At 42.3% G+C, this 24633-nt stretch carries 19 protein-coding genes, 3 tRNA genes and 3 rRNA genes; 17 read left to right on the top strand and 8 right to left on the bottom strand.

Features of this window, described 5'->3' with window-relative positions; translation table 11 throughout:
* The first annotated feature begins 209 nt into the window (after positions 1–209).
* Positions 210–1556: a PEGA domain-containing protein gene (locus RB604_RS01770; protein WP_005929160.1), complete on the top strand. Its 1347-nt coding sequence runs from the start codon at positions 210–212 to the stop codon at positions 1554–1556.
* A 15-nt stretch (positions 1557–1571) separates the two neighbouring features.
* The gene (locus RB604_RS01765; RefSeq protein ID WP_005929162.1) at positions 1572–3635 is read left to right on the top strand and encodes a fibronectin type III domain-containing protein; all 2064 of its coding nucleotides are present in this window, start codon (positions 1572–1574) and stop codon (positions 3633–3635) included.
* 808 nt (positions 3636–4443) lie between these two features.
* On the opposite strand, the gene RB604_RS01760 is transcribed toward RB604_RS01765, so the two are convergent.
* The 4 genes from RB604_RS01760 to RB604_RS01745 form a co-directional block, all read right to left on the bottom strand.
* Positions 4444–5517 (bottom strand): alpha/beta hydrolase, encoded by a 1074-nt coding sequence (locus RB604_RS01760; RefSeq protein ID WP_172680711.1) that lies wholly within the window; start codon positions 5515–5517, stop codon positions 4444–4446.
* A gap of 1 nt (position 5518) precedes the next feature.
* A complete protein-coding gene (locus RB604_RS01755) occupies positions 5519–6079 on the bottom strand; it encodes a flavin reductase family protein (RefSeq protein WP_005929168.1) in 561 nt (186 codons plus the stop codon).
* On the bottom strand, positions 6076–6621 hold the full coding sequence (locus RB604_RS01750; RefSeq protein ID WP_005929170.1) for a flavodoxin: 546 nt from the start codon (positions 6619–6621) through the stop codon (positions 6076–6078). The genes RB604_RS01755 and RB604_RS01750 overlap by 4 nt, the downstream gene beginning before the upstream one ends.
* A gap of 753 nt (positions 6622–7374) precedes the next feature.
* Entirely contained in the window at positions 7375–7557 is a 183-nt protein-coding gene (locus tag RB604_RS01745; protein WP_055295734.1) for a hypothetical protein, read from the bottom strand.
* Positions 7558–8127: 570 nt separating this feature from the next.
* On the opposite strand from RB604_RS01745, the gene RB604_RS01740 reads away from it, so the two are divergent.
* The 12 genes from RB604_RS01740 (at position 8128) to RB604_RS01685 (ending at position 19512) form a co-directional block, all read left to right on the top strand.
* A 16S ribosomal RNA gene (locus RB604_RS01740) occupies positions 8128–9650 on the top strand.
* Between the two features lie 153 nt (positions 9651–9803).
* A tRNA-Ile gene (locus RB604_RS01735) sits at positions 9804–9877 on the top strand.
* A gap of 82 nt (positions 9878–9959) precedes the next feature.
* Positions 9960–10033, top strand: a tRNA-Ala gene (locus RB604_RS01730).
* Positions 10034–10225: 192 nt separating this feature from the next.
* A 23S ribosomal RNA gene (locus RB604_RS01725) occupies positions 10226–13110 on the top strand.
* A gap of 82 nt (positions 13111–13192) precedes the next feature.
* Positions 13193–13303: ribosomal RNA gene (gene rrf / locus RB604_RS01720) — 5S ribosomal RNA — on the top strand.
* The 16S, 23S and 5S rRNA genes sit together here with 2 tRNA genes alongside, the layout of an rRNA operon.
* 265 nt (positions 13304–13568) lie before the next feature.
* Positions 13569–14006: a DUF8440 family protein gene (locus RB604_RS01715; protein ID WP_005934644.1), complete on the top strand. Its 438-nt coding sequence runs from the start codon at positions 13569–13571 to the stop codon at positions 14004–14006.
* 145 nt (positions 14007–14151) lie between these two features.
* Entirely contained in the window at positions 14152–14964 is an 813-nt protein-coding gene (locus tag RB604_RS01710) for a MotA/TolQ/ExbB proton channel family protein (protein WP_005934642.1), read from the top strand.
* Between the two features lie 29 nt (positions 14965–14993).
* Complete coding sequence (locus tag RB604_RS01705) at positions 14994–15599, top strand: ExbD/TolR family protein (RefSeq protein WP_005934640.1); 606 nt, start codon at positions 14994–14996, stop codon at positions 15597–15599.
* Between the two features lie 12 nt (positions 15600–15611).
* Entirely contained in the window at positions 15612–16262 is a 651-nt protein-coding gene (locus RB604_RS01700; protein ID WP_005934638.1) for an ExbD/TolR family protein, read from the top strand.
* Between the two features lie 27 nt (positions 16263–16289).
* Complete coding sequence (locus RB604_RS01695; RefSeq protein WP_005934636.1) at positions 16290–17105, top strand: energy transducer TonB; 816 nt, start codon at positions 16290–16292, stop codon at positions 17103–17105.
* Between the two features lie 6 nt (positions 17106–17111).
* Positions 17112–18059, top strand: coding sequence for a PstS family phosphate ABC transporter substrate-binding protein (locus RB604_RS01690; protein ID WP_005934634.1), 948 nt, complete (start codon positions 17112–17114; stop codon positions 18057–18059).
* 19 nt (positions 18060–18078) lie between these two features.
* A complete protein-coding gene (locus tag RB604_RS01685; RefSeq protein ID WP_005934632.1) occupies positions 18079–19512 on the top strand; it encodes a tetratricopeptide repeat protein in 1434 nt (477 codons plus the stop codon).
* A 323-nt stretch (positions 19513–19835) separates the two neighbouring features.
* Here RB604_RS01685 and RB604_RS01680 read toward each other — a convergent pair.
* Positions 19836–19908, bottom strand: a tRNA-Met gene (locus RB604_RS01680).
* Between the two features lie 237 nt (positions 19909–20145).
* Here RB604_RS01680 and RB604_RS01675 point away from each other — a divergent pair.
* Genes RB604_RS01675 through RB604_RS01665 form a run of 3 tightly spaced genes read left to right on the top strand, consistent with a single transcriptional unit; the run spans position 20146 to position 22183 of the window.
* The gene (locus RB604_RS01675) at positions 20146–20736 is read left to right on the top strand and encodes a TetR/AcrR family transcriptional regulator (RefSeq protein ID WP_005934629.1); all 591 of its coding nucleotides are present in this window, start codon (positions 20146–20148) and stop codon (positions 20734–20736) included.
* 17 nt (positions 20737–20753) lie between these two features.
* Positions 20754–21500: a 3-oxoacyl-[acyl-carrier-protein] reductase gene (gene fabG, locus RB604_RS01670; RefSeq protein WP_005934626.1), complete on the top strand. Its 747-nt coding sequence runs from the start codon at positions 20754–20756 to the stop codon at positions 21498–21500.
* An 11-nt stretch (positions 21501–21511) separates the two neighbouring features.
* A complete protein-coding gene (locus RB604_RS01665; RefSeq protein WP_055295810.1) occupies positions 21512–22183 on the top strand; it encodes an RluA family pseudouridine synthase in 672 nt (223 codons plus the stop codon).
* 75 nt (positions 22184–22258) lie between these two features.
* Here the strand turns inward: RB604_RS01665 and RB604_RS01660 are convergent, their stop codons facing one another.
* The 3 genes from RB604_RS01660 to RB604_RS01650 all read right to left on the bottom strand — a co-directional run bounded on the left by RB604_RS01660 (position 22259) and on the right by RB604_RS01650 (position 24576).
* On the bottom strand, positions 22259–22495 hold the full coding sequence (locus RB604_RS01660; RefSeq protein WP_005934622.1) for a hypothetical protein: 237 nt from the start codon (positions 22493–22495) through the stop codon (positions 22259–22261).
* Positions 22496–22567: 72 nt separating this feature from the next.
* On the bottom strand, positions 22568–22789 hold the full coding sequence (locus RB604_RS01655) for a hypothetical protein (protein ID WP_005934621.1): 222 nt from the start codon (positions 22787–22789) through the stop codon (positions 22568–22570).
* A gap of 404 nt (positions 22790–23193) precedes the next feature.
* Positions 23194–24576: a sigma-54-dependent transcriptional regulator gene (locus RB604_RS01650; protein ID WP_025819925.1), complete on the bottom strand. Its 1383-nt coding sequence runs from the start codon at positions 24574–24576 to the stop codon at positions 23194–23196.
* Positions 24577–24633 lie beyond the last annotated feature (57 nt).

Here is a 24633-nt window from a genome sequence, read left to right as displayed (position 1 = left end):
AACAATATATGATCTTCTATTTTTTCTTTCTATTTAGTGTGTAGATGGTTAAAATAATAATATATTTGCGGTGGTTTTTATATCTTAAAAAAAACAAAGAAGCGTAAAGCTGTTATTCATAGTTGAAGAATAGGCTTAACAGCCCTCATGCTTTTTTTATCTATTTAACCGCCGTTGATGGGGGCAGACGGAATAAACAATTACATACAATGACAAACAGTATAAGGTATGGCATTTTTTTGCCTTTCTTTCTTTTGTTCAGTTTCTTTTCCCAACATCAGATTTTTGCCCAAGGCAAAATAGAAGTTGTTTCTTTTCAACGTATGGAGACTGACATCACCGCTCGTGTCACCGCTCCCAAACGTGACCAGAATGGCGAGCTCTGTGCTTTGATCCGTATCGTTACCACAGTTAAAGATTTGATGTTCGAACCTGACGCCTTAGGTATCACTGCCCGTGAGAATAAACCCGGCGAGATCTGGCTTTATGTTCCCCGTGGTGCCCGTCGCATTTCTATTATGCATGATCAATATGGTGTTTTGCGCAACTACTTCTACCCTGATATAATCGATAAAAGCACTGTTTATGAGATGGAGGTCCGTGTGAATGACGGTACTTCCCAAGCTCCTGTGGATACGAATACGCAACTGTTGGTGATGCGTCCCGAGCCTGCTGATGCTACCGTTTATATCGATGATGAAAAAGTTCCTACCGAGAAAGGCCTTTTTACTGCCACGATGAAGAAGGGTAGCCACACTTATCGTGTTGAATCTCCTATGTATGCTCCCGAAGCCGGTGTAATCGATCTTGGCAGTGAACAAAAGATTATGAGCGTTACCTTGAAACCTAAGTTCGGCTATCTGGAAGTCTTCTCTTTGCCCGAACAGGATGCCAATGTCTATATTGACGGCATGTTGGCGGGACAGACCCCTTACAAGAGTGACCGTATGCCTATCCGTGATTACCGTATACGCATTGAAAAGGATCTTTTCTTTCCCATTGATACCTTGGTCAGCATCTCTTCCGGTGAGACGAATAGCCAGACTTTTACCATGATTTCCACCATCAAGCCCAAAGAGCCACGTCGTATGCTGGTTATGGCTGAGGTTGGTTATCATTCTTCTCAAGTTTCTTATGGTGGTATGATCGGTTTTGTCCGTAAGAACGGTGCCTATGTGAAATTCCGGAGTGATTTCGGTTCTGCTTCTGCCGATCTTGAATGCGACGACAGTGGTGCTCTGACTTCCGGTGGTGAAGGTACTCCTTATTATAAAGAAGGATTCAGCCAGAAATCCCGCTTGTCTGTGACGGCCGGTTATTTGCGTCAGCTTTGGAAGCCTGTTTATGTGTATGCCGGTGGTGGCTATGGTAGCCGTACACTGGCATGGGAAACGGTCGAGGGTGAATTGGTGAAGAATACGGATCATTCTGCATCCGGTGTTGCTGCCGAGCTGGGTGTCATCGGTCGTTTAGGGAAGTTTGCCCTTTCGGTCGGTTTTCATACCGTTAATTTTAAGCACCATGAGGTTGCTGTAGGTATTGGTATAATGTTTTAATTATTTGCAATGAAAATGAAAAGAATCGGATATCTTCTTATATTATGTAGCCTGTTTTTTGTGATGTCGGGCTGTGAAAAGGATACGGAGCCTGTAAATTTTGCTCCTAAATTAACAACGGGTAAGGTTGACGGTATCTTCCGTACAGGTGCTACGCTGTTTGGTGAAATGGTAAAACCCGAGGGGGTAGTTGTGAAAGAATACGGTATTCTTTATTCCACTCTTCAGAGTATGGCGGAATATGAGACAAAGACAGCCGATAATGACAATAATGGTAAATTCAGTGCCCAGTTAGTCGATTTGGAGGCTGGTAAGACTTATTATTATTGTGCTTATGCCAGCAGTGGATATAGCATTGCCCGTGGTGAGGTGAAGAGTTTTGTTACGGTTGCCAGTGAAGTTCCCGTTTTCAGTACTTTACAGATCAAAGATGTGGATGAGAAAAGCTTTGTGGTGAATACTTCTATCCTTGACGAGGGTGGCAGTAATATTGTCATGAAGGGTTTCTGTTGGAAGGAAGTGAGTGGTGATTCCGATGATCCCGAGGTAATCGATGAATCGAAGAATCTGGATCTTTCTGCCGAATATCAATGGCGTGTGAACGATTTGAAGCCCGGTCGTAAGTATGCAGTTCGTGCATTTGCAGTCAATAGTAATGGCCTGGGGTATGGAACCACTACGTATCTGACAACTAATGCTACAGATCTTCCGGTTGTATCTTCTTGTACTCCCAGTGATTCGACCTCTACCTCTATCACTATGTTAGCCCGTATTTTGGGTAATGCTTCTACTGTGACTGAGAAAGGATTTTGTTATAGTTCGACTAAAGAATTGCCGGAGGTTACCGATATGCGTGTCATTTCCAATATACCGGATACGGTGATATACGAAACTGTCAGTGGATTGGTTCCCGGAAATACCTATTATATCCGTGCTTATGCTACCGGTTCCCAAGGAACGGGTTATGGTGATGTATTTTCGTATACGATTCCCGGAGGAAATGTGGGGCAGGGCATTAATTCTGCAGAAGATTTGATGGCTTTTCGGGATGCGTGTAATGCGGGAGCTGATTTATCAAATTGGAAAGATGCATCAGGTGTTGTGAATATTAATGCGGATATAGATATGGCGGGTAAGGTGAGTTGGCAGCCGATCAATAGATTTGACTATGTTTTGGAAGGAAATGGGCATACCATATCAAATTTGAAAATCTATTATTCGGAATTGCAGGAAAAACCGGCAGCCAGTACCGGATGGATAGTACTTGGTTTTATCAATCAAAATTATGGGGTTATACGTAATCTGACGATGGGAGAAGGATGTGAACTTAAAATGACTCCGGATGATAGTCCGATAAATATAGCTGAATCAGTAATTACTTTTGGCATGTTTTGTGGAGCTTTGTGGGACAATGCTTCTATTTCCAACTGCAAAAATTATGCTTATGTGAAGGCTTGTTCGGGAGCCGGGATAGTAGGTATGATGTATGGAGGCATGGTAGAGAAATGTATCAATTATGGAAATATTGTGGCTGTTGGTACAGAGGTTATAGCAGAAGAATATGTGGATAATTCTACGTCAGGAATTGCATATGGCTGTGTGAAGTCGTTGAATCAAATTCGCGGCCGCATTGTTGATTGTCAAAACAATGGGGTAATAAAAGGCGGCTATAGGGCAGCCGGTATCTGTTCGCGGCACGAAGAAGGTGGAGACATAGTCGGTTGCATAAATTATGCGAAAGTAACTTCTGATGAATGGGCCGCCGGAGGTATTTGTTCTGAGGTCGGAATGGGAAATGCCACTCTTGAATCCTGTGTGAATATGGGAGAAGTGTCTTCTACGAATATTGCCGGTGGTATTGTGGGAGTAGCGGATATTTATAATCTGACTTTCTCTTTATCTCGTTGTAGACATGAAGGACAGGTAAATTCGACGGATATAGCAGGTGGAGTATGTGGATTGGTAAAGAAGACAGATGGAATACTATCGATGGATAGTAACACAAATTCTGGTACTGTTAATGGAGTCGCTGGTTCTGAAACCAATATCATTGGAAAAGATGAACGTATCTCTTTATAATAAATCTGATATTTGGGAATAGCTCCCTTTGGTGAGCAGATAAAGGGAGATGTATATGTTGTCAACGAGGTTTCTCCTCCTCCTTTGGAATTTGAATAGTATATACCGGGGCAGTAATACTATCCCCTTTTGGGAGGGGAAGAAGACTGTCATAACGGATTAGTCTTCCTCAGTTACACCTCTTTTCTTTGTAGAATCTTCCTTTTAGTATTTGAAGAAATACTGGAAGGGAGATTTTTTCTACTTAATCTTTTGATACAACGCTTTTTGCATTTCTTAATTTGTTTTCTTGTGATAGGGTGTCCCGGATATCACGTCTCTGTTTTTGAACATTGTTGATAGTTCTCTTGGGATATAATCTTCTGCTTGTCGAAATATATATTTTTTACGTACAAAGAAATGTATTTTTATATATCAAACAACTTCAATAACATGTCTTGGGAAATGTCTAAGAAATGTTTTTCTTATAGACATAATTAAACTAAAGTGTGAACTTTTTATTTTGCTTCTTTTTTTCTTTACGGAATGTGCGTGTTTTTATTTTTAGTTTTATAATGCTTGTCGTATTTTATAAATATTCAGTTGGTCCCTCACCGAGAAAAGCGTCGTTTCTCTACGAGGGGCGGACTGTTTCTCTACGAAGAACGGCCCGTTCCTCGTAGAGGAAAATAATGAATTATTTAATGTATTGATATATAGAGGTTTGTCTAATATTGAAAATGTCTCTTATTTTTAATGTTTAAATTGTACTTTTATTTCTTTCTTTATTATTTTCTTTTGTCTGAAATATTAACATTTGTGCTCTTGCTTATTTAAGATACTCGCGGAAGAATTGTTCTATCTTGTCGAATGGGATCACTTCCAGATTATCATACAGATCTACATGACTCGCATCGGGAATGATCTGTAGTTCTTTGTTACTCCCTTTCAATTTTTTGAAAGCATCTTCGCTGAAATAACGCGAATGGGCCTTTTCGCCGTGAAGCATCAATACCGCACTGCGAATTTCATCACTATATGATAGTAGAGGCATATTGATGAATGAAAGTGAGGATGTTTTGTTCCAGCCATTGTTTGAGTTGAGTGAACGTTTGTGGAAACCACGTGATGTTTTGTAATAGGCATGGTAATCTTTTATGAATTGGGGCGCATCATCAGGCAATGGATCTACAACGCCACCTGCCAGGGCATATGTACCGCTACGATAGTCCTCTGTGCGTTGGGCATTGAGCTGCTTGCGGAGTTCATAACGGGCGTTGGCATCCACTGTGTCAAAATAGCCCTTGGCATTTACACGTCCCATGTCGTACATCGTTACTGTTGCCGTTGCTTTGATACGGGTGTCGATGGCGGCTGCATTGAGTGCTATACCGCCCCAACCACAGATGCCAAGGATGCCGATACGTTCTGTATCCACGTCATTACGGGTAGAAAGGTAATCGACTGCTGCACAGAAATCCTCTGTATTGATATCCGGAGAAGCTACATAACGGGGTTCTCCACTGCTTTCTCCTGTGTATGACGGATCGAAAGCAATTGTTAGGAATCCGCGTTCTGCCAGTGTTTGTGCGTACAAGCCTGAAGCCTGTTCCTTTACTGCGCCAAAAGGGCCGCTAATGGCAATGGCAGGTAATTTCTCCGTAGTATTTTTAGGAATATAAAGGTCGGCAGCCAGTGTAATGCCGTATCGGTTATGGAAAGTTATTTTGGTATGGTTCACTTTATCGCTCTGAGGGAACGTCTTGTCCCATTCTTGAGTCAGGTTTAATTTCTCTTCCATGATCTTATTGTTGTTGGTATGATTGTCTGTTGCAAACAGATGCCCTGCGATGCAAAGGCACATTGCCGTTATTGTGCATACGTTTTTTAATCGGTTATTCATCTTATTTTAGTATTTTGCCATCTGAAAAAGCGTTACCTACTTTTTCGCCTACTTTCAGATAGTCATTGTTGAACGGATCGAAAATGATGGGAACTACTTTGGAAGCATCTACTTTGCCGTTTTCGCCGAGTACACGTTCATCTACGCTCACATTTACTATCTCGCCGCGCAGAATACTGGTTTCGGGATTGTAGTCTTTCAGTCTGCATTCCATTGCTACGGATAATTCGTCAATTAACGGAGCATCCACAAACTCCGAACGGGTAGCGTGGAAACCGGCACGTGCAAATTTATCTGCTACTTTATTGCCGGAAACAATGCCTACATAATCGCAGGCTACGACTTGTCCGGCTTCTGCCATACTTACTGTAAACGCTTTGCGTTTTAGGATATTTGCAGTTGTCTTGTGTCCTTTGCTGACACAAATACTGATTTCATTCATTTCGCTGATACCACCCCAAGCTGCATTCATCGCATTGGGGATATGGTTTTCATCGTAAGCAGCGATGATAAATACCGGCTGCGGATAGGTAAAGGGCTTTGCCCCGAAATTCTTTCTCATAATGATTTATTTTTTATCCATTGTTTGACATCTTCCAAGCTTGCGTTATTCAGTAGTTTACCTTTCTGCCATTTTATGGTGGGATAAGTTTTCTGCAACTCTTTTTCGGCGTTGGAGATACTACTACCGCCCGATGTGGCGAACGGAATAATTGTTTTACCTGTAAGATCACAACTTTCTATAAAAGTGTTAATGATTCTCGGAGCCAGATCCCACCAAATGGGAAAACCGATATAAACAGTATTGTAATCTGCTAAATTCTTCGGTTTAGAACTTAAAGCAGGACGCGATTTTATATCTGCCATCTCTACACTGCTGCGTGAGGATTTGTTGTGCCAGTTCAGGTCGGCAGCAACATACTCTTTCACAGGCTGTATTTCGTAGAGCGTTCCGCTTGTGGCTTCGGCAATCAGTTTGCCTGCTTTTTCCGTCGTTCCCGTTGCCGAGAAATAAACAACCAAAGTTTTGTTACTTTGTTCTTGTGCATTTACGGTAATACATAACATGATGATTGCCGTCATAATCAATACAATTCTTCTCATACGGTATATTATTTAGTTTAAATATCTCGAATTTTGAGGTGTTTTCTCTTTGTTCATGTTCTGTGCATTTAATGAAATTCTTGTATGGAGCAACGATATAGATATTGTCGCTACTATAATTATGCTTTGGATCGTCATTCTCGATTTGGTTTTATTGTGATGATGCAAAATTACGGAGTATTATCCATCATACCGGTATATAAATTACAGATTATATAACCCGAATTACTGATATAGAGAAAGATAAAGATGATTTGCAAGTTTTTTAGCATAAGTCGAGCTTTATTATCTTCTACGATTTTTATGTTTACTGGTTCATTAAGGGAATTAAAGAAGCATAAGATACTTTATATTGGTGTCTGTAATTTGTGTTGCTGTTATTACTTCATTTTTCAATGAAAAATACAATATTATGGAGAGTCCCTTATAAAACCGGAATCCCGTAGTTTTCTATTGGTATTAAATTGCGGACAGTACTGTTGGATCGTCCCTCTTTCCTTCTGATATGTTTTTCTCTTTAGCTCTCTCTTTTTCCCATACCTAATTTTCAGTTTTCTTTCTTTCCTTCTTAGCGTCTTTGTTTTTTTAACCTTCCCTTTTACCTGTCTTTCCCCTTGATTTTAATAGTGTACTCTTTTATCCAATCAAAGTCTATACTTTAATCTGGTAATAGTCTATACTTTATTCTTTTATAACTCTATACTTTTGTCTGCCCTGCATCGGTCTTTTGCTATTTCTTTAATAATCAGCGTTTTATCCATTTTCCTTTTTCTTCTTCCTTAATAATATCTTCCTTGTTTTTTTGATAACCTCGCCTTTTCTTTTCTTCTTTTCTTTTCCCCTTTTCTCTTCTTTCCCTTTTTTTTCTTCTTCTCTTTCTATTTTCCCCTTTCCCTTTTTCAATACTTTCTGCTTATATATATAATAAGGTGTCATTCTTTTCCCGTCTTTCTTTCTTTTTCCCCTTTCTTTCCTTTTTCTCTTCTTTCACATATTTCAAAATCAGCCTGTTACAAAAAACGTTTCATTTTTTTTGAAAAAAAAAGTATCATATATTTTGTTCGTATTGTAAAATGCCCTACTTTTGCACCCGCTTTGCAAGAGAAGCAAGGCTGAATGATTGACATGGTGAGGGTGATTGGCAGTATGGAAACTTCCAGTTTTTTCTTTTTCCTTTCGCTTCTGAAGTGACCGGAAAAAAGAAAAATAAAAAAAAACTTCCGAAAACATTTGGAAGTAATGCCTGAAAGTTTCTATCTTTGCATCCGCTTTCCGAAAAGAAAAGCATTCAAAAAATAGTTCTTTGAAATATTGATAAACAATACAAGTAGTACGATTCTGTCTTATTAAGTTATGACAGATTAAAAATTTAGAACCGTCAATGCTTATTAATATAGGTATTTAGAATGACGTCAATAGATTTACGGTATCCTGAACAGAGCAATATACTGCCGCGTTTTAATTGTTGATTCATTAATGATTGATTCGTGCAGTCACAATACTTTTACAATGAAGAGTTTGATCCTGGCTCAGGATGAACGCTAGCTACAGGCTTAACACATGCAAGTCGAGGGGCATCAGGGTGTAGCAATACACCGCTGGCGACCGGCGCACGGGTGAGTAACACGTATCCAACCTGCCCTTTACTCGGGGATAGCCTTTCGAAAGAAAGATTAATACCCGATGGTATAACATGACCTCCTGGTTTTGTTATTAAAGAATTTCGGTAGAGGATGGGGATGCGTTCCATTAGGCAGTTGGCGGGGTAACGGCCCACCAAACCTTCGATGGATAGGGGTTCTGAGAGGAAGGTCCCCCACATTGGAACTGAGACACGGTCCAAACTCCTACGGGAGGCAGCAGTGAGGAATATTGGTCAATGGGCGAGAGCCTGAACCAGCCAAGTAGCGTGAAGGATGACCGCCCTATGGGTTGTAAACTTCTTTTATATGGGAATAAAGGGTGCCACGTGTGGCATTTTGTATGTACCATATGAATAAGGATCGGCTAACTCCGTGCCAGCAGCCGCGGTAATACGGAGGATCCGAGCGTTATCCGGATTTATTGGGTTTAAAGGGAGCGTAGGTGGACATGTAAGTCAGTTGTGAAAGTTTGCGGCTCAACCGTAAAATTGCAGTTGAAACTGCGTGTCTTGAGTACAGTAGAGGTGGGCGGAATTCGTGGTGTAGCGGTGAAATGCTTAGATATCACGAAGAACTCCGATTGCGAAGGCAGCTCACTGGACTGCAACTGACACTGATGCTCGAAAGTGTGGGTATCAAACAGGATTAGATACCCTGGTAGTCCACACAGTAAACGATGAATACTCGCTGTTTGCGATATACAGTAAGCGGCCAAGCGAAAGCATTAAGTATTCCACCTGGGGAGTACGCCGGCAACGGTGAAACTCAAAGGAATTGACGGGGGCCCGCACAAGCGGAGGAACATGTGGTTTAATTCGATGATACGCGAGGAACCTTACCCGGGCTTAAATTGCAAATGAATATGCCGGAAACGGCATAGCCGCAAGGCATTTGTGAAGGTGCTGCATGGTTGTCGTCAGCTCGTGCCGTGAGGTGTCGGCTTAAGTGCCATAACGAGCGCAACCCTTATCTTCAGTTACTAACAGGTCATGCTGAGGACTCTGGAGAGACTGCCGTCGTAAGATGTGAGGAAGGTGGGGATGACGTCAAATCAGCACGGCCCTTACGTCCGGGGCTACACACGTGTTACAATGGGGGGTACAGAAGGCCGCTACACAGCGATGTGATGCCAATCCCTAAAGCCCCTCTCAGTTCGGATCGAAGTCTGCAACCCGACTTCGTGAAGCTGGATTCGCTAGTAATCGCGCATCAGCCACGGCGCGGTGAATACGTTCCCGGGCCTTGTACACACCGCCCGTCAAGCCATGGGAGCCGGGGGTACCTGAAGTACGTAACCGCAAGGAGCGTCCTAGGGTAAAACTGGTGACTGGGGCTAAGTCGTAACAAGGTAGCCGTACCGGAAGGTGCGGCTGGAACACCTCCTTTCTGGAGCGATGCCGTAAAGGGCGTCCATTTCCGGTTCTGAATGTACTACTGGTACTTGTTTATTTATAGCATATAGATCGACCGTCTATATTATATTATAGATAGAGATAAACAAGAGAAAGAAGAAGCCGAGCCGCATGGCGAGGTTGAACTAGTCCTATAGCTCAGTTGGTTAGAGCGCTACACTGATAATGTAGAGGTCGGCAGTTCAACTCTGCCTGGGACTACTTCCGCAAGTCGACGCCTGGTGGATTGCGGGTTTGAAACTAAGTTTTCAACTCTCAACTTCCAACTTTCAACTTGTACGAAGGGGGATTAGCTCAGCTGGCTAGAGCATCTGCCTTGCACGCAGAGGGTCAACGGTTCGAATCCGTTATTCTCCACTCCGCTTCGGATTGCCGGTTGTCAAAGGACGACTGACAGTTTAGGGCAAACGATCTTTGACATGATGTACAAAAAGTAAATTTTAGTAAAGAGCTAAAAGTATATATCAAACCGTAGTGTTTCGATTTTGGATTCCTGATTATTGATTTTTAAATTCTTAATTATTGATTTCAAATCGATCCGGTGATATGAAGAAAGTAAGAAAGGGCGCATGGCGGATGCCTTGGCTCTCGGAGGCGATGAAGGACGTGATAAGCTGCGATAAGCTGCGGGTAGGTGCAAATAACCTTTGATCCGCGGATTTCCGAATGGGACAACCCAACCGGTTGAAGACCGGTTATCTATCCAATGATAGAGGCTAACGCAGGGAACTGAAACATCTTAGTACCTGCAGGAAAAGAAAATAAACAATGATTCCCCTAGTAGTGGCGAGCGAACGGGGATTAGCCCAAACCATGGATGTCACGGCATCCATGGGGTTGTAGGACCACGATGTCGCAAGACATCTGACGAATGGAATCCTCTGGAAAGAGGAGCCGTAGACGGTGATAGCCCGGTACATGAAGTCAGACGAAGCGTAGTGGTATCCTGAGTAGCGCGGAGCACGAGGAATTCTGCGTGAACCAGCCGGGACCATCCGGTAAGGCTAAATACTCCCGAGAGACCGATAGCGAACCAGTACTGTGAAGGAAAGGTGAAAAGCACTTCGAATAGAAGAGTGAAATAGTCCCTGAAACCGTGCGCCTACAAGCGGTCGGAGCTGTTTTAAACAGTGACGGCGTGCCTTTTGCATAATGAACCTACGAGTTACTTTTACTGGCAAGGTTAAGCATCTTGAGATGTGTATCCGAAGCGAAAGCGAGTCTGAACAGGGCGTATAGTCAGTAGGAGTAGACGCGAAACCAAGTGATCTACCCTTGGGCAGGTTGAAGGTTAGGTAACACTAACTGGAGGACCGAACCGATAAGCGTTGAAAAGCTTCCGGATGACCTGAGGGTGGGGGTGAAAGGCTAATCAAACTTGGAGATAGCTCGTACTCCCCGAAATGCATTTAGGTGCAGCCTTGTGAGTTACTAATGTGAGGTAGAGCGACTGATAAGATGCGAGGGCTTCGCCGCCTATCAAGTCTTGATAAACTCCGAATGCGCATTAGTCCTATCACAGGAGTGAGGGCATGGGTGCTAAGGTCCATGTCCGAAAGGAGAAGAATCCAGACCATCAGCTAAGGTCCCCAAATAAATGCTAAGTTGAACTAACGAAGTCAGATTGCTAAGACAGCTAGGATGTTGGCTTGGAAGCAGCCATTCATTTAAAGAGTGCGTAACAGCTCACTAGTCGAGGAGTTTGGCGTGGATAATAATCGGGCATCAAGCATTTTACCGAAGCTATGGGATACGTAAGTATCGGTAGGGGAGCATTCCACTCTGCGTCGAAGGTGAAGCGCGAGCTTTGCTGGAGCGTGTGGAAAAGCAAATGTAGGTATAAGTAACGATAAAGGGGGTGGGAAACCCCCTCGCCGAAAGACTAAGGTTTCCTGATCAACGCTAATCGGATCAGGGTTAGTCGGGTCCTAAGGCTCAGCCGAACGGTGATGCCGATGGCAGAACAGGTTAATATTCCTGTACTACCTTAAGGAGTGACGTGGAGACGGAGTCGTGACAGCGCCGCGGACTGACGGAATAGTCCGTTGAAGGGTGTAGATGTTGATTGCGGCAGGCAAATCCACCGCAAGAGTCGAACCTGATAGTATGGAGCGTTCTTCTGAACAATCCAATAGTGCGTGTAATCATACTCCCAAGAAAATCCGCTAAACTTAATCCTTGAGGTACCCGTACCGTAAACGGACACACGTAGTCGGGTTGAATATACTAAGGCGCTTGAGTGATTCACGGTTAAGGAACTAGGCAAATTGACCCTGTAACTTCGGGATAAAGGGTCCCTGCTGAGAGGTAGGGCGCAGAGAATAGGTCCAGGCAACTGTTTAACAAAAACACAGGGCTGTGCAAAATTGAAAGATCACGTATACAGCCTGACACCTGCCCGGTGCTGGAAGGTTAAGAGGAGATGTCATCGCAAGAGAAGCATTGAATTGAAGCCCCAGTAAACGGCGGCCGTAACTATAACGGTCCTAAGGTAGCGAAATTCCTTGTCGGGTAAGTTCCGACCTGCACGAATGGTGTAATGATCTGGACACTGTCTCAACCGTGAGCTCAGTGAAATTGTAGTATCGGTGAAGATGCCGATTACCCGCGATGGGACGAAAAGACCCCGTGAACCTTTACTATAGCTTAACATTGAATTTGGGTAATTGATGTGTAGGATAGGCCGGAGACTTTGAAGCGGGTACGCCAGTATCTGTGGAGTCGCTGTTGAAATACGGCCCTTTGATTATTTGAGTTCTAACTCGTTGTCACGAGGACACTGTTTGGTGGGTAGTTTGACTGGGGTGGTCGCCTCCAAAAGTGTAACGGAGGCTTCTAAAGGTGCCCTCAGGACGATTGGTAACCGTCCGCAGAGTGTAATGGCATAAGGGCGCTTGACTGGGAGACTCACAAGTCGATCAGGTAGGAAACTAGAGCATAGTGATCCGGTGTTTCCGCATGGAAGGGACATCGCTCAAAGGATAAAAGGTACTCCGGGGATAACAGGCTGATCCCTCCCAAGAGCTCATATCGACGGAGGGGTTTGGCACCTCGATGTCGGCTCGTCACATCCTGGGGCTGGAGAAGGTCCCAAGGGTTGGGCTGTTCGCCCATTAAAGTGGCACGCGAGCTGGGTTCAGAACGTCGTGAGACAGTTCGGTCTCTATCTATCGTGGGCGTATGAAATTTGCGTGGCTCTGACACTAGTACGAGAGGACCGTGTTGGACTGACCTCTGGTTTACCGGTTGTGCCGCCAGGTGCATTGCCGGGTATCTAAGTCGGGATTGGATAAGTGCTGAAAGCATCTAAGTACGAAGCCAGCCACAAGATTAGATTTCTCAGGGTCGTCAGAGACGATGACGTTGATAGGAGGCAGGTGTAAAGGTAGTAATATCAAAGCCGAGCCTTACTAATTGCCCGTTGACTTTCTTTTTGTCACGATGGTTTCATATATACGTTTAGCCTGCTGCTGCTGCGGCTTTTGAATTTACTTTTTTCCGTCATGTCTACCTTATTCAGGTGACTATAGCACCGGGGTTCCACCTCTTCCCATTCCGAACAGAGAAGTTAAGCCCGGTCACGCCGATGGTACTGCGTAACAGTGGGAGAGTAGGTAGTCGCCGTTTTTTTTCTGAAGGATCCCCTTGCAACCCGGAATACGGGGGCAAGGGGATTTTCGCGTTTCCATATCTACATTTCATTAATTCTTTTATTCACGATTAGCAAATTATTATTTAATTTGTTAAAACAAAAATGCTTTTAGAAGTGTTCTTAATATAGGATAGGAAATTGTATGATTAAAAGATGTGAATTTGGCAGATCATATGCTTTTTGTTATTACTTTTACACCCGATTTCTATAAAAGGTCAATTTTCGATAATAAGACAAACAATGAAAACCTCTGTAAAGTTCATATTAACCTTTGTTTTGCTGATGCTATCATTTAGCATGAGCGGCAATGCTTTGAACTGTACAAAAGGTTTTTCTGCTTCTACTTGTTGTATTTCAGAATCTTCATCCACAAACCGTACAAAGACCAGTTTGAATGGAGATATTTCTTATCACAATCATCTTCAAGCTTTATCTGTTTCAGATGTCGAATTGGGAAATAAACCGATATCTGAATTGTATTCCTCTTCCCATAACCAGCGTCTGCGTCGTGGAATTGAAGTTGTAGACTTCTTACGCGATATCCTGCAGAAATTGTGTTTGAGAGAGAATTTGTTGTTCTTGGACAAGAGTAAATCCTTCCATTCCGATAAGGATCCGATTTATGCTCAATCAAGCTGTGAATATCATATATTCGCACTAAGACGTATCCTTATTTAATTCTACATTTTACTTGTGGTGCATGTTTGCTATGCAGCTTCGTTAGAAACCGGAGTTGTAGGGCTTGAGGTGCATTGTGTCCAACCATTTCTGAAATTTTAATTTCAATCAAATAACAAATTCTTTAAAAACAAAAAAACTAATTATGGAAACTACTCAAAAAAAATCTACCTCTTTTAAAGGTATCAAATCTGCTGGATGGGTTATTGTATGTTGCTTTGTGATAGCAATTTGTATTTATCATTTCTTGTTAGGAAATCCTTCCAACTTTATGAACAATGACCCTAACAATCATCCGCTTCCCGGTAACTTTTTGGGGACAATCTACAAAGGTGGAATTATTGTACCGGTTATTCAGACTTTACTGTTGACAGTGCTTGCACTAAGTATTGAGCGCTATTTTGCTCTTCGTTCTGCTTTTGGTAAAGGCTCTTTGGTGAAGTTCGTTACTAATATTAAGGCTGCCCTGGCTGCTGGAAATTTGCAGAAAGCACAAGAAATTTGTGACAACCAGAAAGGTTCTGTAGCTAATGTGGTAACGGCTACTTTGAAGAAATACGATGAAATGGAAAAGGATGCCACTTTATCTAAGGATCAGAAGTTGCTTGCTATCCAAAAAGAATTGGAGGAAGCTACTGCACTTGAACTTCCTATGATGGAGCAGAATCTTCCGATTATCGGTACTATTACCACGTTGGGTACGTTGATGGGATTGCTTGGAACAGTAATCGGTATGATCCGTTCATTTGCTGCATTGGCTGCGGGTGGTTCTGCCGATTCAATGGCTTTGTCACAAGGTATTTCCGAGGCCTTGATTAATACGGCTTTTGGTATTCTTACCGGTGCTTTAGCTGTTATTTCTTATAACTACTATACAAATAAAATTGATAAGTTGACTTACAGTCTCGACGAGGTCGGATTCTCTATTGTGCAGACATTTGCTGCAACTCATAAATAAACGTGCTAACCCTATAAAATTCTAAGATCATGGGTAGAGCAAAGATTAAGAAGAAAAGTACGTTCATCGACATGACGGCGATGAGTGACGTTACAGTACTGTTACTTACTTTTTTTATGCTGACGTCTACGTTCGTAAAAAAAGAACCGGTACAGGTGACGACTCCGGCCTCAGTCTCTGAAATTAAAATTCCGGAAAAGAATATTCTTTCAATATTGGTTGATCCCGATGGTAAGATATTCATGAGTATGGATAAGCAATCGGATCTGAAAGCCGTGCTTGAAAAAATGGGTGAAGAATATGGAGTAACCTTCACGCCGGAACAGGAAAAGACATTTGCACTCTCATCTACTTTCGGAGTACCGATGAAGAGTATGAAAACTTTTCTGGATCTTCCGTCCGAGAAACAAGATGCTATCTTGAAAAACGAAGGTATCCCCTGTGACAGCATTGATAACCAGTTTAAAGCGTGGGTGCGTAATGCACGTGCGGTAAATTCGGATTTGCGTATTGCAATCAAAGCAGACCAGGCTACTCCGTATGCTGTAATTAAGAAAGTTATGAACTCCCTTCAGGACCTCAGAGAAAACAGGTATAATCTGATCACTTCTCTGAAAACAACTTCTGAAAACTAAAACGAAAAAATTATGAGTGCTGAAGTACAAGAAAGCGGCAATAAAAAGAAGGGCAGTAAACAGAAGAAGATGACCGTACGCGTTGATTTTACGCCGATGGTAGATATGAATATGTTGCTGATTACATTCTTTATGCTTTGTACCTCTTTGAGCAAACCTCAAACGATGGAGATAAGCATGCCGAGTAACGACAAAAGTATCACGGAAGAACAGCAAAGTAAGGTGAAGGCTTCACAAGCTATTACTCTTTTGTTGGGAAGTGACAACAAGCTATATTATTATGAAGGTGAACCTAACTATAAGGATTATACCTCGTTGAAAGAGACGTCTTATAAACCGGATGGTTTGCGGGCTGTTCTATTAAAGAAAAATGCTGCTGCTGTTCGTCAAGTGAACGAATTGAAGCAACAAAAATTGGATCTTAAGATATCAGAGGACGATTTCAGAAAGCAACTTTCTGAAATAAAAAGCGGAAAGAATACGCCGACGGTTATTATAAAAGCCACAGATGAAGCTTCGTATAGAAATCTGATTGATGCTCTCGATGAAATGCAGATATGTAATATTGGTAAGTATGTGATTACGGATATTGCTGAAGCCGACCAATTCTTGATAAAGAATTATGACTCGAAAGGCGAGCTTTCACAAAATCTTGCCGAATGATAAAGTAACACCTAAAAAGAAAATGAAATGGCAAAAATAGATTTGACCTCCCCTGAATGGTGTGAACTGATATTCAAAGGCAAGAATAAGGCATACGGCGCTTTTAAAATGCGTTCGGAATCTCCTAAACGTCACAATTTGGCGATGGTGATTGTGCTGGTGATTGCTTTGGTCGGATTTAGTATACCGACACTTATCAAGATTGCTACACCGAAGCAGAAAGAGGTGATGACGGAAGTGACTACTTTGTCACAACTGGAAGAACCCGAGATTAAGCAGGAAGAAATGAAGCGGGTAGAACCGGTGGCACCTCCGCCTCCTGCACTGAAGAGTTCTATCAAATTTACTGCACCCGTCATCAAAAAAGACGAGGAAGTGCATGAAGATGATGAGATTAAGAGCCAGCAAGAACTGACGGAAACGAAGGTAGCTATCTCCATAGCCGATGTGAAAGGTAATGATGAAGAGAATGGTAAGGACATTGCTGACTTGAAACAGGTGGTTACCCAAGCGGAACCGGAGCCGGAAAAAGTGTTTGACATGGTAGAACAGATGCCGACATATCCCGGAGGAAATGCGGAGTTGATGGCATTCCTTGCGAAAAACATCAAATATCCGACGATTGCTCAGGAGAATGGGACACAAGGGCGTGTAATTGTGCAGTTCGTAGTAGAGAAAGACGGTTCGATTGCCGATGCACGTGTGGCTCGTGGTGTTGATCCTTACTTGGACAAAGAAGCACTCCGCGTAATTCAATCTATGCCCCGATGGATTCCTGGGAAGCAGAACGGAAAAGCCGTGAGAGTGAAATATACAGTTCCGGTAATGTTTAGATTACAGTAAAATAAAATGATGAAGAAACAATTTTGGCTAATCGGTATATGCATTTTAGGGATATTGGCAGCTTGTAACCGTAAACCTAAAGACGGACTGACTGACACGTATACATCAGGGGTAATAGCAATTGCCGCTGATGAAAGTTTCCAACCTATCGTCCAAGAGGAGATTGATGTGTTTGAGGGAGTTTACCCTTTAGCCGGAATTGTTCCTCGCTATACGACAGAGGTGGAAGCAATCAATCTGCTTCTTAAAGACAGTGTGCGTCTGGCCATTGCAACGCGGACATTGACTGAGGAAGAAATGAATTCGTTTCATAGCCGTAAATTTTATCCGCGGGAGATAAAGTTGGCGACGGACGGATTGGCGTTGATTGTGAATCGTCAGAATCCGGACTCCCTGATTAGTGTGCGCGATATTCGCCGGATATTGACAGGGGAAGTGAAAAGTTGGAAAGAAGTATATCCGGGTTCTTCATTGAAGGATATCCGAGTAGTATTTGATAATCGGAATTCAAGTACTGTACGTTTTGCTACCGATTCTATCTGTGGAGGAAAACCGTTCTCTACAACAGAGGTAAAAGCTTTACGGACCAATCAGCAAGTGATTGACTATGTAGCTCAAACTCCTGATGCGATTGGGGTAATCGGAGTCAATTGGTTGGGAAACCGGAGTGATACGACCAACTTGTCTTTTCGCAATGAAATTAGAGTAATGGCTGTCAGTGCAGAAGATGTGGCTACACCGGAGAATAGTTATAAACCCTATCAGGCTTATCTGTATTATGGTGATTATCCATTGGCACGACCCATTTATGTTTTACTTAATGATCCCCGTAATGCATTGCCCTGGGGATTTGCCTCTTTTTTAACTTCCGACAGAGGGCAACGGATCATATTGAAATCCGGACTGGTTCCGGCCACTCAACCTGTACGCGTAGTGAATGTAAAGGACGAATAATAACTAAAATTTGATTACAATGAAACGATTTCAAATCTTTTTAGCAGGGGCATTTATAGCAACCGGTTCGCTGTTTGCGCAATCGGATAATGCTGAATGGCAAGCGGGGCTTGCCAAAATGAAAGAACTTATTCAGGTTAATCCGGCACAAGCTTCGGATGAAGCCGGGCAGTTATTAAAAGGAAAGAATAAAAAGAACCCGGAATTGGTAGTAGCCGTTGCACGTGCTTTTCTCGATGCCGGAAAGCTATCTGAAGCTGAAGAATATTTGGCTTTGGCTAAAAAGGCGGACAATAAATCTGCTGCTGTTTCTGTATTGGAAGGTGACATTGCTATTGTCCAAAAAGATGCTGGTAAAGCCTGCCAAATGTATGAACAAGCCATTTATTTCGATTCGAAGAATGAACAAGCATATTTGAAACTGGCTGATATTTATAAAGGAGCCAATCCGCAACAGGCTATTGAAAAATTGGAACAGTTGAAGTCGGTGGTTCCATCCAGTGTACTTGCAGACAAGAAACTGGCTGAAGTATATTATATGAATAACCGTTTTGATAAAGCATCCGAGGCATATGCCCGTTTTATCCATTCGTCTGAAACTACTGAAGATGATTTGGTGAAATATGCTTTTGCTCTTTTCTTGAATCATGATTTTGAGAAATCTCTTGAAGTTGCCAACTTGGGTTTAAAGCGTAATGCGCGTCATGCTGCTTTCAACCGCTTGGCAATGTACAATTATACGGATATGAAACGTTACGATGATGCACAAAAAGCAGCTGACGCTTTTTTCAATGCTGCAGATAAAGCCGATTATTCCTACTTGGATTATATGTATTACGGACATCTGCTCAATGCTTTGAAGAAATATGATGAAGCTGTCATGCAATACCAGAAAGCGATTGAACTGGATACGTCCAAAACAGAGTTATGGCGTGAAATTTCTAATGCTTATGAGCAAAAGAATGATTACACGGATGCAATTGTTGCCTATCAGAAATATTATGAGGCCTTACCTGCTGACGAGCAGACTGCTGATCTACAATTTCAGATAGGTAAACTTTATTATGGGAAAGGGACACAAAGCGATACGCTGACTGTCAGCCTTGATGAGCGGAAAGCGGCACTTGTTTCAGCCGATTCGGTTTTTGCGGTGATTGCACAAGCGGCTCCAGATAGTTATTTAGGTAACTTCTGGCGTGCGCGTGCCAACTCTGCACTGGATCCGGAAACGACACAGGGACTTGCCAAACCTTATTATGAAGAGGTGGCTGCATTATTGGTGAACAAGAATGATCCCCGTTATAATTCCGCACTTGTTGAATGTTACAGTTATTTGGGCTATTATTATCTGGTGGCCAACAAGCTGCCCGAATCCAAAGAATACTGGAACAAAATTCTGGCTATAGACCCCGCTAATGCTACTGCCAAAAGAGCATTGGATGGCATCAAATAGTAATAATTTTAGTTGTTTGTCGTGTGGGAGGAGTGGAGAGTGATCTTAGCTCCTCTCTTTTAGTATATCCGCTTCTGTAGAGGGAGAGTTTCACGAATAAAGGTATAAAAAAGTCCTTACTATGGTTCAATGATAGGTTGGGTTCAGATTCAAAAAGGAGACCATAATACAAAAGTAGGCATTTTAACCAAATACCCAAAATTTTCAGATTAAGCCGTTAATACTCGAATTACAAATAGATTTGTTTTGTCCCGTTTTTGTCCCAGTACAAAACGAAAAAACGGAATAATTAATTGTAAATCAATTAATTATTCCGTATGTTGTTGCGGAGATCCGACTCGAACGAATGACCTTTGGGTTATGAGCCCAACGAGCTACCAACTGCTCCACTCCGCGATGTTTTGTGAGTGCAAAGGTACAGCTTTTGATTTAATAAGCAAATTATTTCTTGATTATTTTTCTAAAAAAAGATCGATGATACTTTATTGTATTGATAATGAATAAGGTATAATAGAATATTTTTATTCGCATATATTAATATACAATTGTTAATAATCTCGTATTTTTCTTGTGTGGTAGAAAGAAAAGAATTACTTTTGCTCAAATTATTCAGCAATGTGCAATTTATAACCTATGACCGTATCAAAAACAAAAGCCAGATTAGTAGATGTCGCCCGTCAGTTGTTTGCAAAGATGGGAGTGGAGAATACCACAATGAATGATATTGCCCTCGCTTCCAAAAAAGGTAGGAGAACTCTCTATACCTATTTCAAAAGCAAGGATGAGATCTATTTGGCGGTCGTTGAGTCAGAATTGGATATACTTTCGGACATGATGAAGCGGGTGGCGGATAAGGACATTTCACCGGATAAAAAGATTATTGAGATGATTTATACACGTCTGGATGCAGTGAAAGAGGTAGTATATCGTAATGGTACCTTGCGTGCAAATTTTTTCCGCGATATATGGAGAGTTGAGAAAGTCCGTAAAAAGTTTGATGCCAAGGAGATGGTACTTTTTAAGGGAGTGTTGCAGGAAGGAAAAGACAAGGGGGTGTTCTGTATTGACGATGTGGATATGACAGCCTCATTGGTGCATTATTGTGTGAAGGGTATAGAAGTTCCTTATATTCGCGGTCATATAGGAGCCAATCTGGATATGGAAACCCGGAAAAGATATGTCGCCAATATTGTATTTGGCGCACTTCATAGAACAGAAATTTAATTAAAATCAATTTTAGTATGGGATTATTAGATGGAAAGACAGCTATTGTGACTGGTGCCGCTCGCGGTATTGGCAAGGCTATCGCTTTAAAATTCGCTTCAGAAGGAGCTAACATTGCATTCACTGACCTCGTGATTGACGAAAATGCGGAAAATACAGCTAAAGAAATAGAAGCAATGGGCGTAAAAGCTAAGGGATATGCTTCGAATGCAGCCAATTTTGAAGATACCGAAAAGGTAGTAGCAGAAATCCATAAAGATTTTGGTCGTATTGATATATTGGTAAATAATGCCGGTATCACGCGTGACGGGCTGATGATGCGTATGAGTGAACAGCAATGGGATATGGTGATCAATGTGAATCTGAAATCTGCTTTCAATTTTATTCACGCTTGTACACCGATCATGATGCGCCAGAAAGCCGGAAGCATCATTAATATGGCTTCTGTGGTAGGTGTTCACGGAAATGCCGGACAGGCTAATTATTCAGCTTCGAAGGCTGGTATGATTGGTTTGGCTAAGTCCATTGCGCAGGAGTTGGGTTCTCGTGGAATTCGTGCCAATGCTATTGCTCCGGGCTTCATCATTACGGATATGACTGCTGCTTTGTCCGAAGAAGTAAAAACGGAATGGGCGAAGAAAATACCTTTGCGTCGTGGAGGAACACCCGAAGACGTTGCTGATGTTGCAACATTCCTGGCTTCTGATATGTCTGCTTATGTATCTGGTCAGGTGATTCAGGTAGATGGTGGTATGAATATGTAGGAACACCTCCCATGACCGTCATATACGAAGACAATCATATAATTGTAATCAATAAGACCGCTTCCGAGATTGTTCAGGGGGATAAAACGGGGGATACGCCTCTTTCCGAAACTGTGAAACAGTATATAAAGGAGAAGTATGCGAAACCTGGTAATGTCTTCATCGGTGTAACTCACCGGCTGGACCGCCCCGTAAGCGGTCTTGTTATTTTGGCAAAGACCAGTAAAGCTTTGTCCCGCTTGAACGAGATGTTCAAAAACAGTGAGGTGAAGAAAACTTATTGGGCGATTGTGAAAAAGATACCCAAAGAACCTGAAGGTGAATTGGTGCATTTTCTAGTGCGTAACGAAAAGCAGAATAAGAGTTATGCCTATGAAAAGGAAGTACCCGGCAGCAAAAAAGCCATTTTGTATTATCGTCTCATCGGGCGTTCGCAAAATTATTATCTTTTAGAGGTCGATCTTAAAACCGGCCGTCACCATCAGATACGTTGCCAGTTGGCTAAAATGGGATGCCCTATTAAGGGAGATTTGAAATATGGTTTTCCCCGTTCCAATCCGGATGGCAGTATCTGTCTGCATGCACGTCGTGTGCGTTTCATTCATCCGGTATCCAAAGAAGTGATAGAATTGGATGCACCTGTTCCGATAGGAAATTTGTGGAACGGGTTCGAGATATTTTGAAACAGAGTATAACGAAAAAGCCATCCCTTGAATAGACATAAGTGGGGATGGCTTTTTAGGATAGTATGCTTACTCTTATTCGGCAGACTGAGCAGGAGTTTTTGTTGAAGCGGGAGCATCATTAGCCGGGGCATTTTGTGCCGGTTTTTCAGCTTTCGGTTCTTCCTTTGCAGGCTCAGAAGTTGTTGTTTTCTCTGTGCTTTCTGTTTTTTCAGTTGCAGGCTGAGTCTTAACAGGATCCTGAGCCATTGCAAAGGTTGCACCACCACAAACAAACATAAACATTGCTACTACTAATACTAACTTTTTCATAATTTCATTTGTTTTAAAATAATAAACAATAGATTTCAATTCTCTCTGGTTAAGGTAGACAGGTTTTATATCTTATTCAGCAGCAGGAGTTTCTGTTGGCGGAGCTTCTTGGGTTGAGGCATCTGCCTTGGGCTCTTTGGTTTTAGGTTCTTCCTTTGCAGGCTCAGAAGTTGTTGTTTCCTCTGTGCTTTCTGTTTTTTCAGTTGCAGGTTGGGGCTTAACAGGATCCTGGGCCATTGCAAAGGCTGAACCACCACAAACAAACATAAACATTGCTACTACTAATTTTCTCATGATTATATGTTTTTTTGATTTATCGCATTGTTGGGCATTACTGCTGACGCTGATGTTAGAATAGGATCAAAGAACGTGCCAAAACAAAATTGAATATGTAAGGTATTGATTAACAGTGGGAACTTTTGCCTGTTGTGTTAGGGTGATTGTGGAAATGTGTAGAAGATGTAGAGTGATGGTGTGGAATTATTCCACACAGGTATATGGGTGTGTAGCTTGAATATAAGAACAAGAGACGATAGGTGTGAGTCGGACATTTTTTTTATGTTTGTACCGGACAGGAGTAATACAGTAGGGATATTCAGAAGAAATATGAGCAGGCCGTAAAAAGGGGCGTATAATGAAGATAAGTCACCTTCCGTTTGGGGATAACCAATATTGTATATTGGCGGCTTGAGACAGTGTTATAATTCTATTCCGTATAATTTCAGTTTATTGTATAGTGTTTTTCTATCGATATTCAGCAATTGTGCAGCGCGGCTTTTGTTGTTTCCGGTTTGTCTCAACGCTTCAAGGATATGTTGCTTTTCCGTTTCTTCGTCTTTCAAGGCGATATTGGAACTATGATAGGAAATGGGAGTTTCAAGTATTTCTGTTCCTAATTCCATGGGGGTGATGAGACTGCCTTGTGCAAGTAGTGTAGCCCGTTTAACGATGTTCTTCATCTGGCGTAAATTGCCCGGCCAATGATAGTCGAGCAGTGCTTGTGATGCTTTGGCATCAAAACCGATTAATTGTTTATCCAGTTCCTTGTTGGCTTGGTCTAAAAAGAAATTGGCAAATAAGAGGATGTCTTCTCTCCGTTCTTTCAAGGTTGGCATTCTCAACGTGAATTCATTGATACGATGGTATAGATCTTCGCGGAATGTACCTTTTTCGATGGCTTGTTCCAGATTTTCATTGGTGGCAGAGACAAGGCGTATGTCAACGGTGATTTCCAGATTGGAACCTACCGGCCGTATTTTACGCTCTTGCAGGGCGCGAAGTAATTGTATTTGTACTTCATAACTCAGATTTCCTATCTCATCGAGAAAGATGGTACCTCCGTTGGCTGCAACAAATGCTCCTGTCTTATCGGTCAGTGCGCCGGTGAACGAACCTTTGACATGACCGAAAAATTCAGAGGCGGCCAACTCTTTGGGAATGGAACCGCAATCTATTGCGATAAATGGTTTGCCTGCCCGTTTGCTCAGTTGGTGAATGCGATGGGCAACGTATTCTTTCCCTGTGCCACTGGCACCGTTAATGAGTACGGACATATTGGTAGGGGCAACCAAACCTACGTAATTATATAATTGCTTGGCTGCATCACTTTCACCTTCCAGATAGGCGTGTGCTTCTGTTTTAGAACTCGATGTTTTGCCTTTGGAGCCGGTTGTAGTCTTGTCGGACGTAGCTTTACCCGAAACGTGAGCATCTTCTTCCTTATCTTCCAACGCTTCCGACATTTTTTTGAGGAGTTCATCGGGATTTACCGGTTTGGCTATATAGTCTCGGGCACCTAACTTGATAGCTTGTACGGCCGTTTGTATATCTGCATATCCTGTCATAATGATCAAAGGGATATCCAAGTCTTGTTCGTTCATCCACATCAGCAGATGGATGCCGTCCTGATCGGGCAGACGGAGATCGGAAAGGATAAGATCGGGTGTTTGAACTTCGATATGCTTTTTTGCACGGGCAATGTTACTAACCGAAGTTACTTCAAATCCTTTTTTTCCTAACCATGTTTTCAGCATCATGCCGAAAGTTATATCATCTTCAACTATTAATATGGATCTCATGATATCAGCTTTAGCCATTTTGTAGGTTACAAAGGTAAGAGGTTTTAGACGAAAATCGTA

Origin of the sequence: Bacteroides salyersiae (assembly GCF_031172035.1) — a bacterium.
Lineage (GTDB): Bacteria > Bacteroidota > Bacteroidia > Bacteroidales > Bacteroidaceae > Bacteroides > Bacteroides salyersiae.
Note: the sequence above shows the minus strand (reverse complement) of the source record. Positions and strands in the feature narration are given on the sequence as shown.

Bases quoted from the DNA above. Each gene is read 5' to 3' on its own strand.
- RB604_RS01710 (WP_005934642.1), top strand. From the start codon at position 14,152: ATGGAAACTACTCAAAAAAAATCTACCTCTTTTAAAGGTATCAAATCT.
- RB604_RS01770 (WP_005929160.1), top strand. From the start codon at position 210: ATGACAAACAGTATAAGGTATGGCATTTTTTTGCCTTTCTTTCTTTTG.
- RB604_RS01750 (WP_005929170.1), bottom strand. From the start codon at position 6,621: ATGAGAAGAATTGTATTGATTATGACGGCAATCATCATGTTATGTATT.
- RB604_RS01765 (WP_005929162.1), top strand. From the start codon at position 1,572: ATGAAAAGAATCGGATATCTTCTTATATTATGTAGCCTGTTTTTTGTG.
- RB604_RS01755 (WP_005929168.1), bottom strand. From the start codon at position 6,079: ATGAGAAAGAATTTCGGGGCAAAGCCCTTTACCTATCCGCAGCCGGTA.
- RB604_RS01660 (WP_005934622.1), bottom strand. From the start codon at position 22,495: ATGAAAAAGTTAGTATTAGTAGTAGCAATGTTTATGTTTGTTTGTGGT.
- fabG (WP_005934626.1), top strand. From the start codon at position 20,754: ATGGGATTATTAGATGGAAAGACAGCTATTGTGACTGGTGCCGCTCGC.
- RB604_RS01685 (WP_005934632.1), top strand. From the start codon at position 18,079: ATGAAACGATTTCAAATCTTTTTAGCAGGGGCATTTATAGCAACCGGT.
- RB604_RS01705 (WP_005934640.1), top strand. From the start codon at position 14,994: ATGGGTAGAGCAAAGATTAAGAAGAAAAGTACGTTCATCGACATGACG.
- RB604_RS01695 (WP_005934636.1), top strand. From the start codon at position 16,290: ATGGCAAAAATAGATTTGACCTCCCCTGAATGGTGTGAACTGATATTC.
- RB604_RS01665 (WP_055295810.1), top strand. From the start codon at position 21,512: ATGACCGTCATATACGAAGACAATCATATAATTGTAATCAATAAGACC.
- RB604_RS01715 (WP_005934644.1), top strand. From the start codon at position 13,569: ATGAAAACCTCTGTAAAGTTCATATTAACCTTTGTTTTGCTGATGCTA.
- RB604_RS01700 (WP_005934638.1), top strand. From the start codon at position 15,612: ATGAGTGCTGAAGTACAAGAAAGCGGCAATAAAAAGAAGGGCAGTAAA.
- RB604_RS01690 (WP_005934634.1), top strand. From the start codon at position 17,112: ATGATGAAGAAACAATTTTGGCTAATCGGTATATGCATTTTAGGGATA.
- RB604_RS01745 (WP_055295734.1), bottom strand. From the start codon at position 7,557: ATGACACCTTATTATATATATAAGCAGAAAGTATTGAAAAAGGGAAAG.
- RB604_RS01675 (WP_005934629.1), top strand. From the start codon at position 20,146: ATGACCGTATCAAAAACAAAAGCCAGATTAGTAGATGTCGCCCGTCAG.
- RB604_RS01760 (WP_172680711.1), bottom strand. From the start codon at position 5,517: ATGAATAACCGATTAAAAAACGTATGCACAATAACGGCAATGTGCCTT.
- RB604_RS01655 (WP_005934621.1), bottom strand. From the start codon at position 22,789: ATGAGAAAATTAGTAGTAGCAATGTTTATGTTTGTTTGTGGTGGTTCA.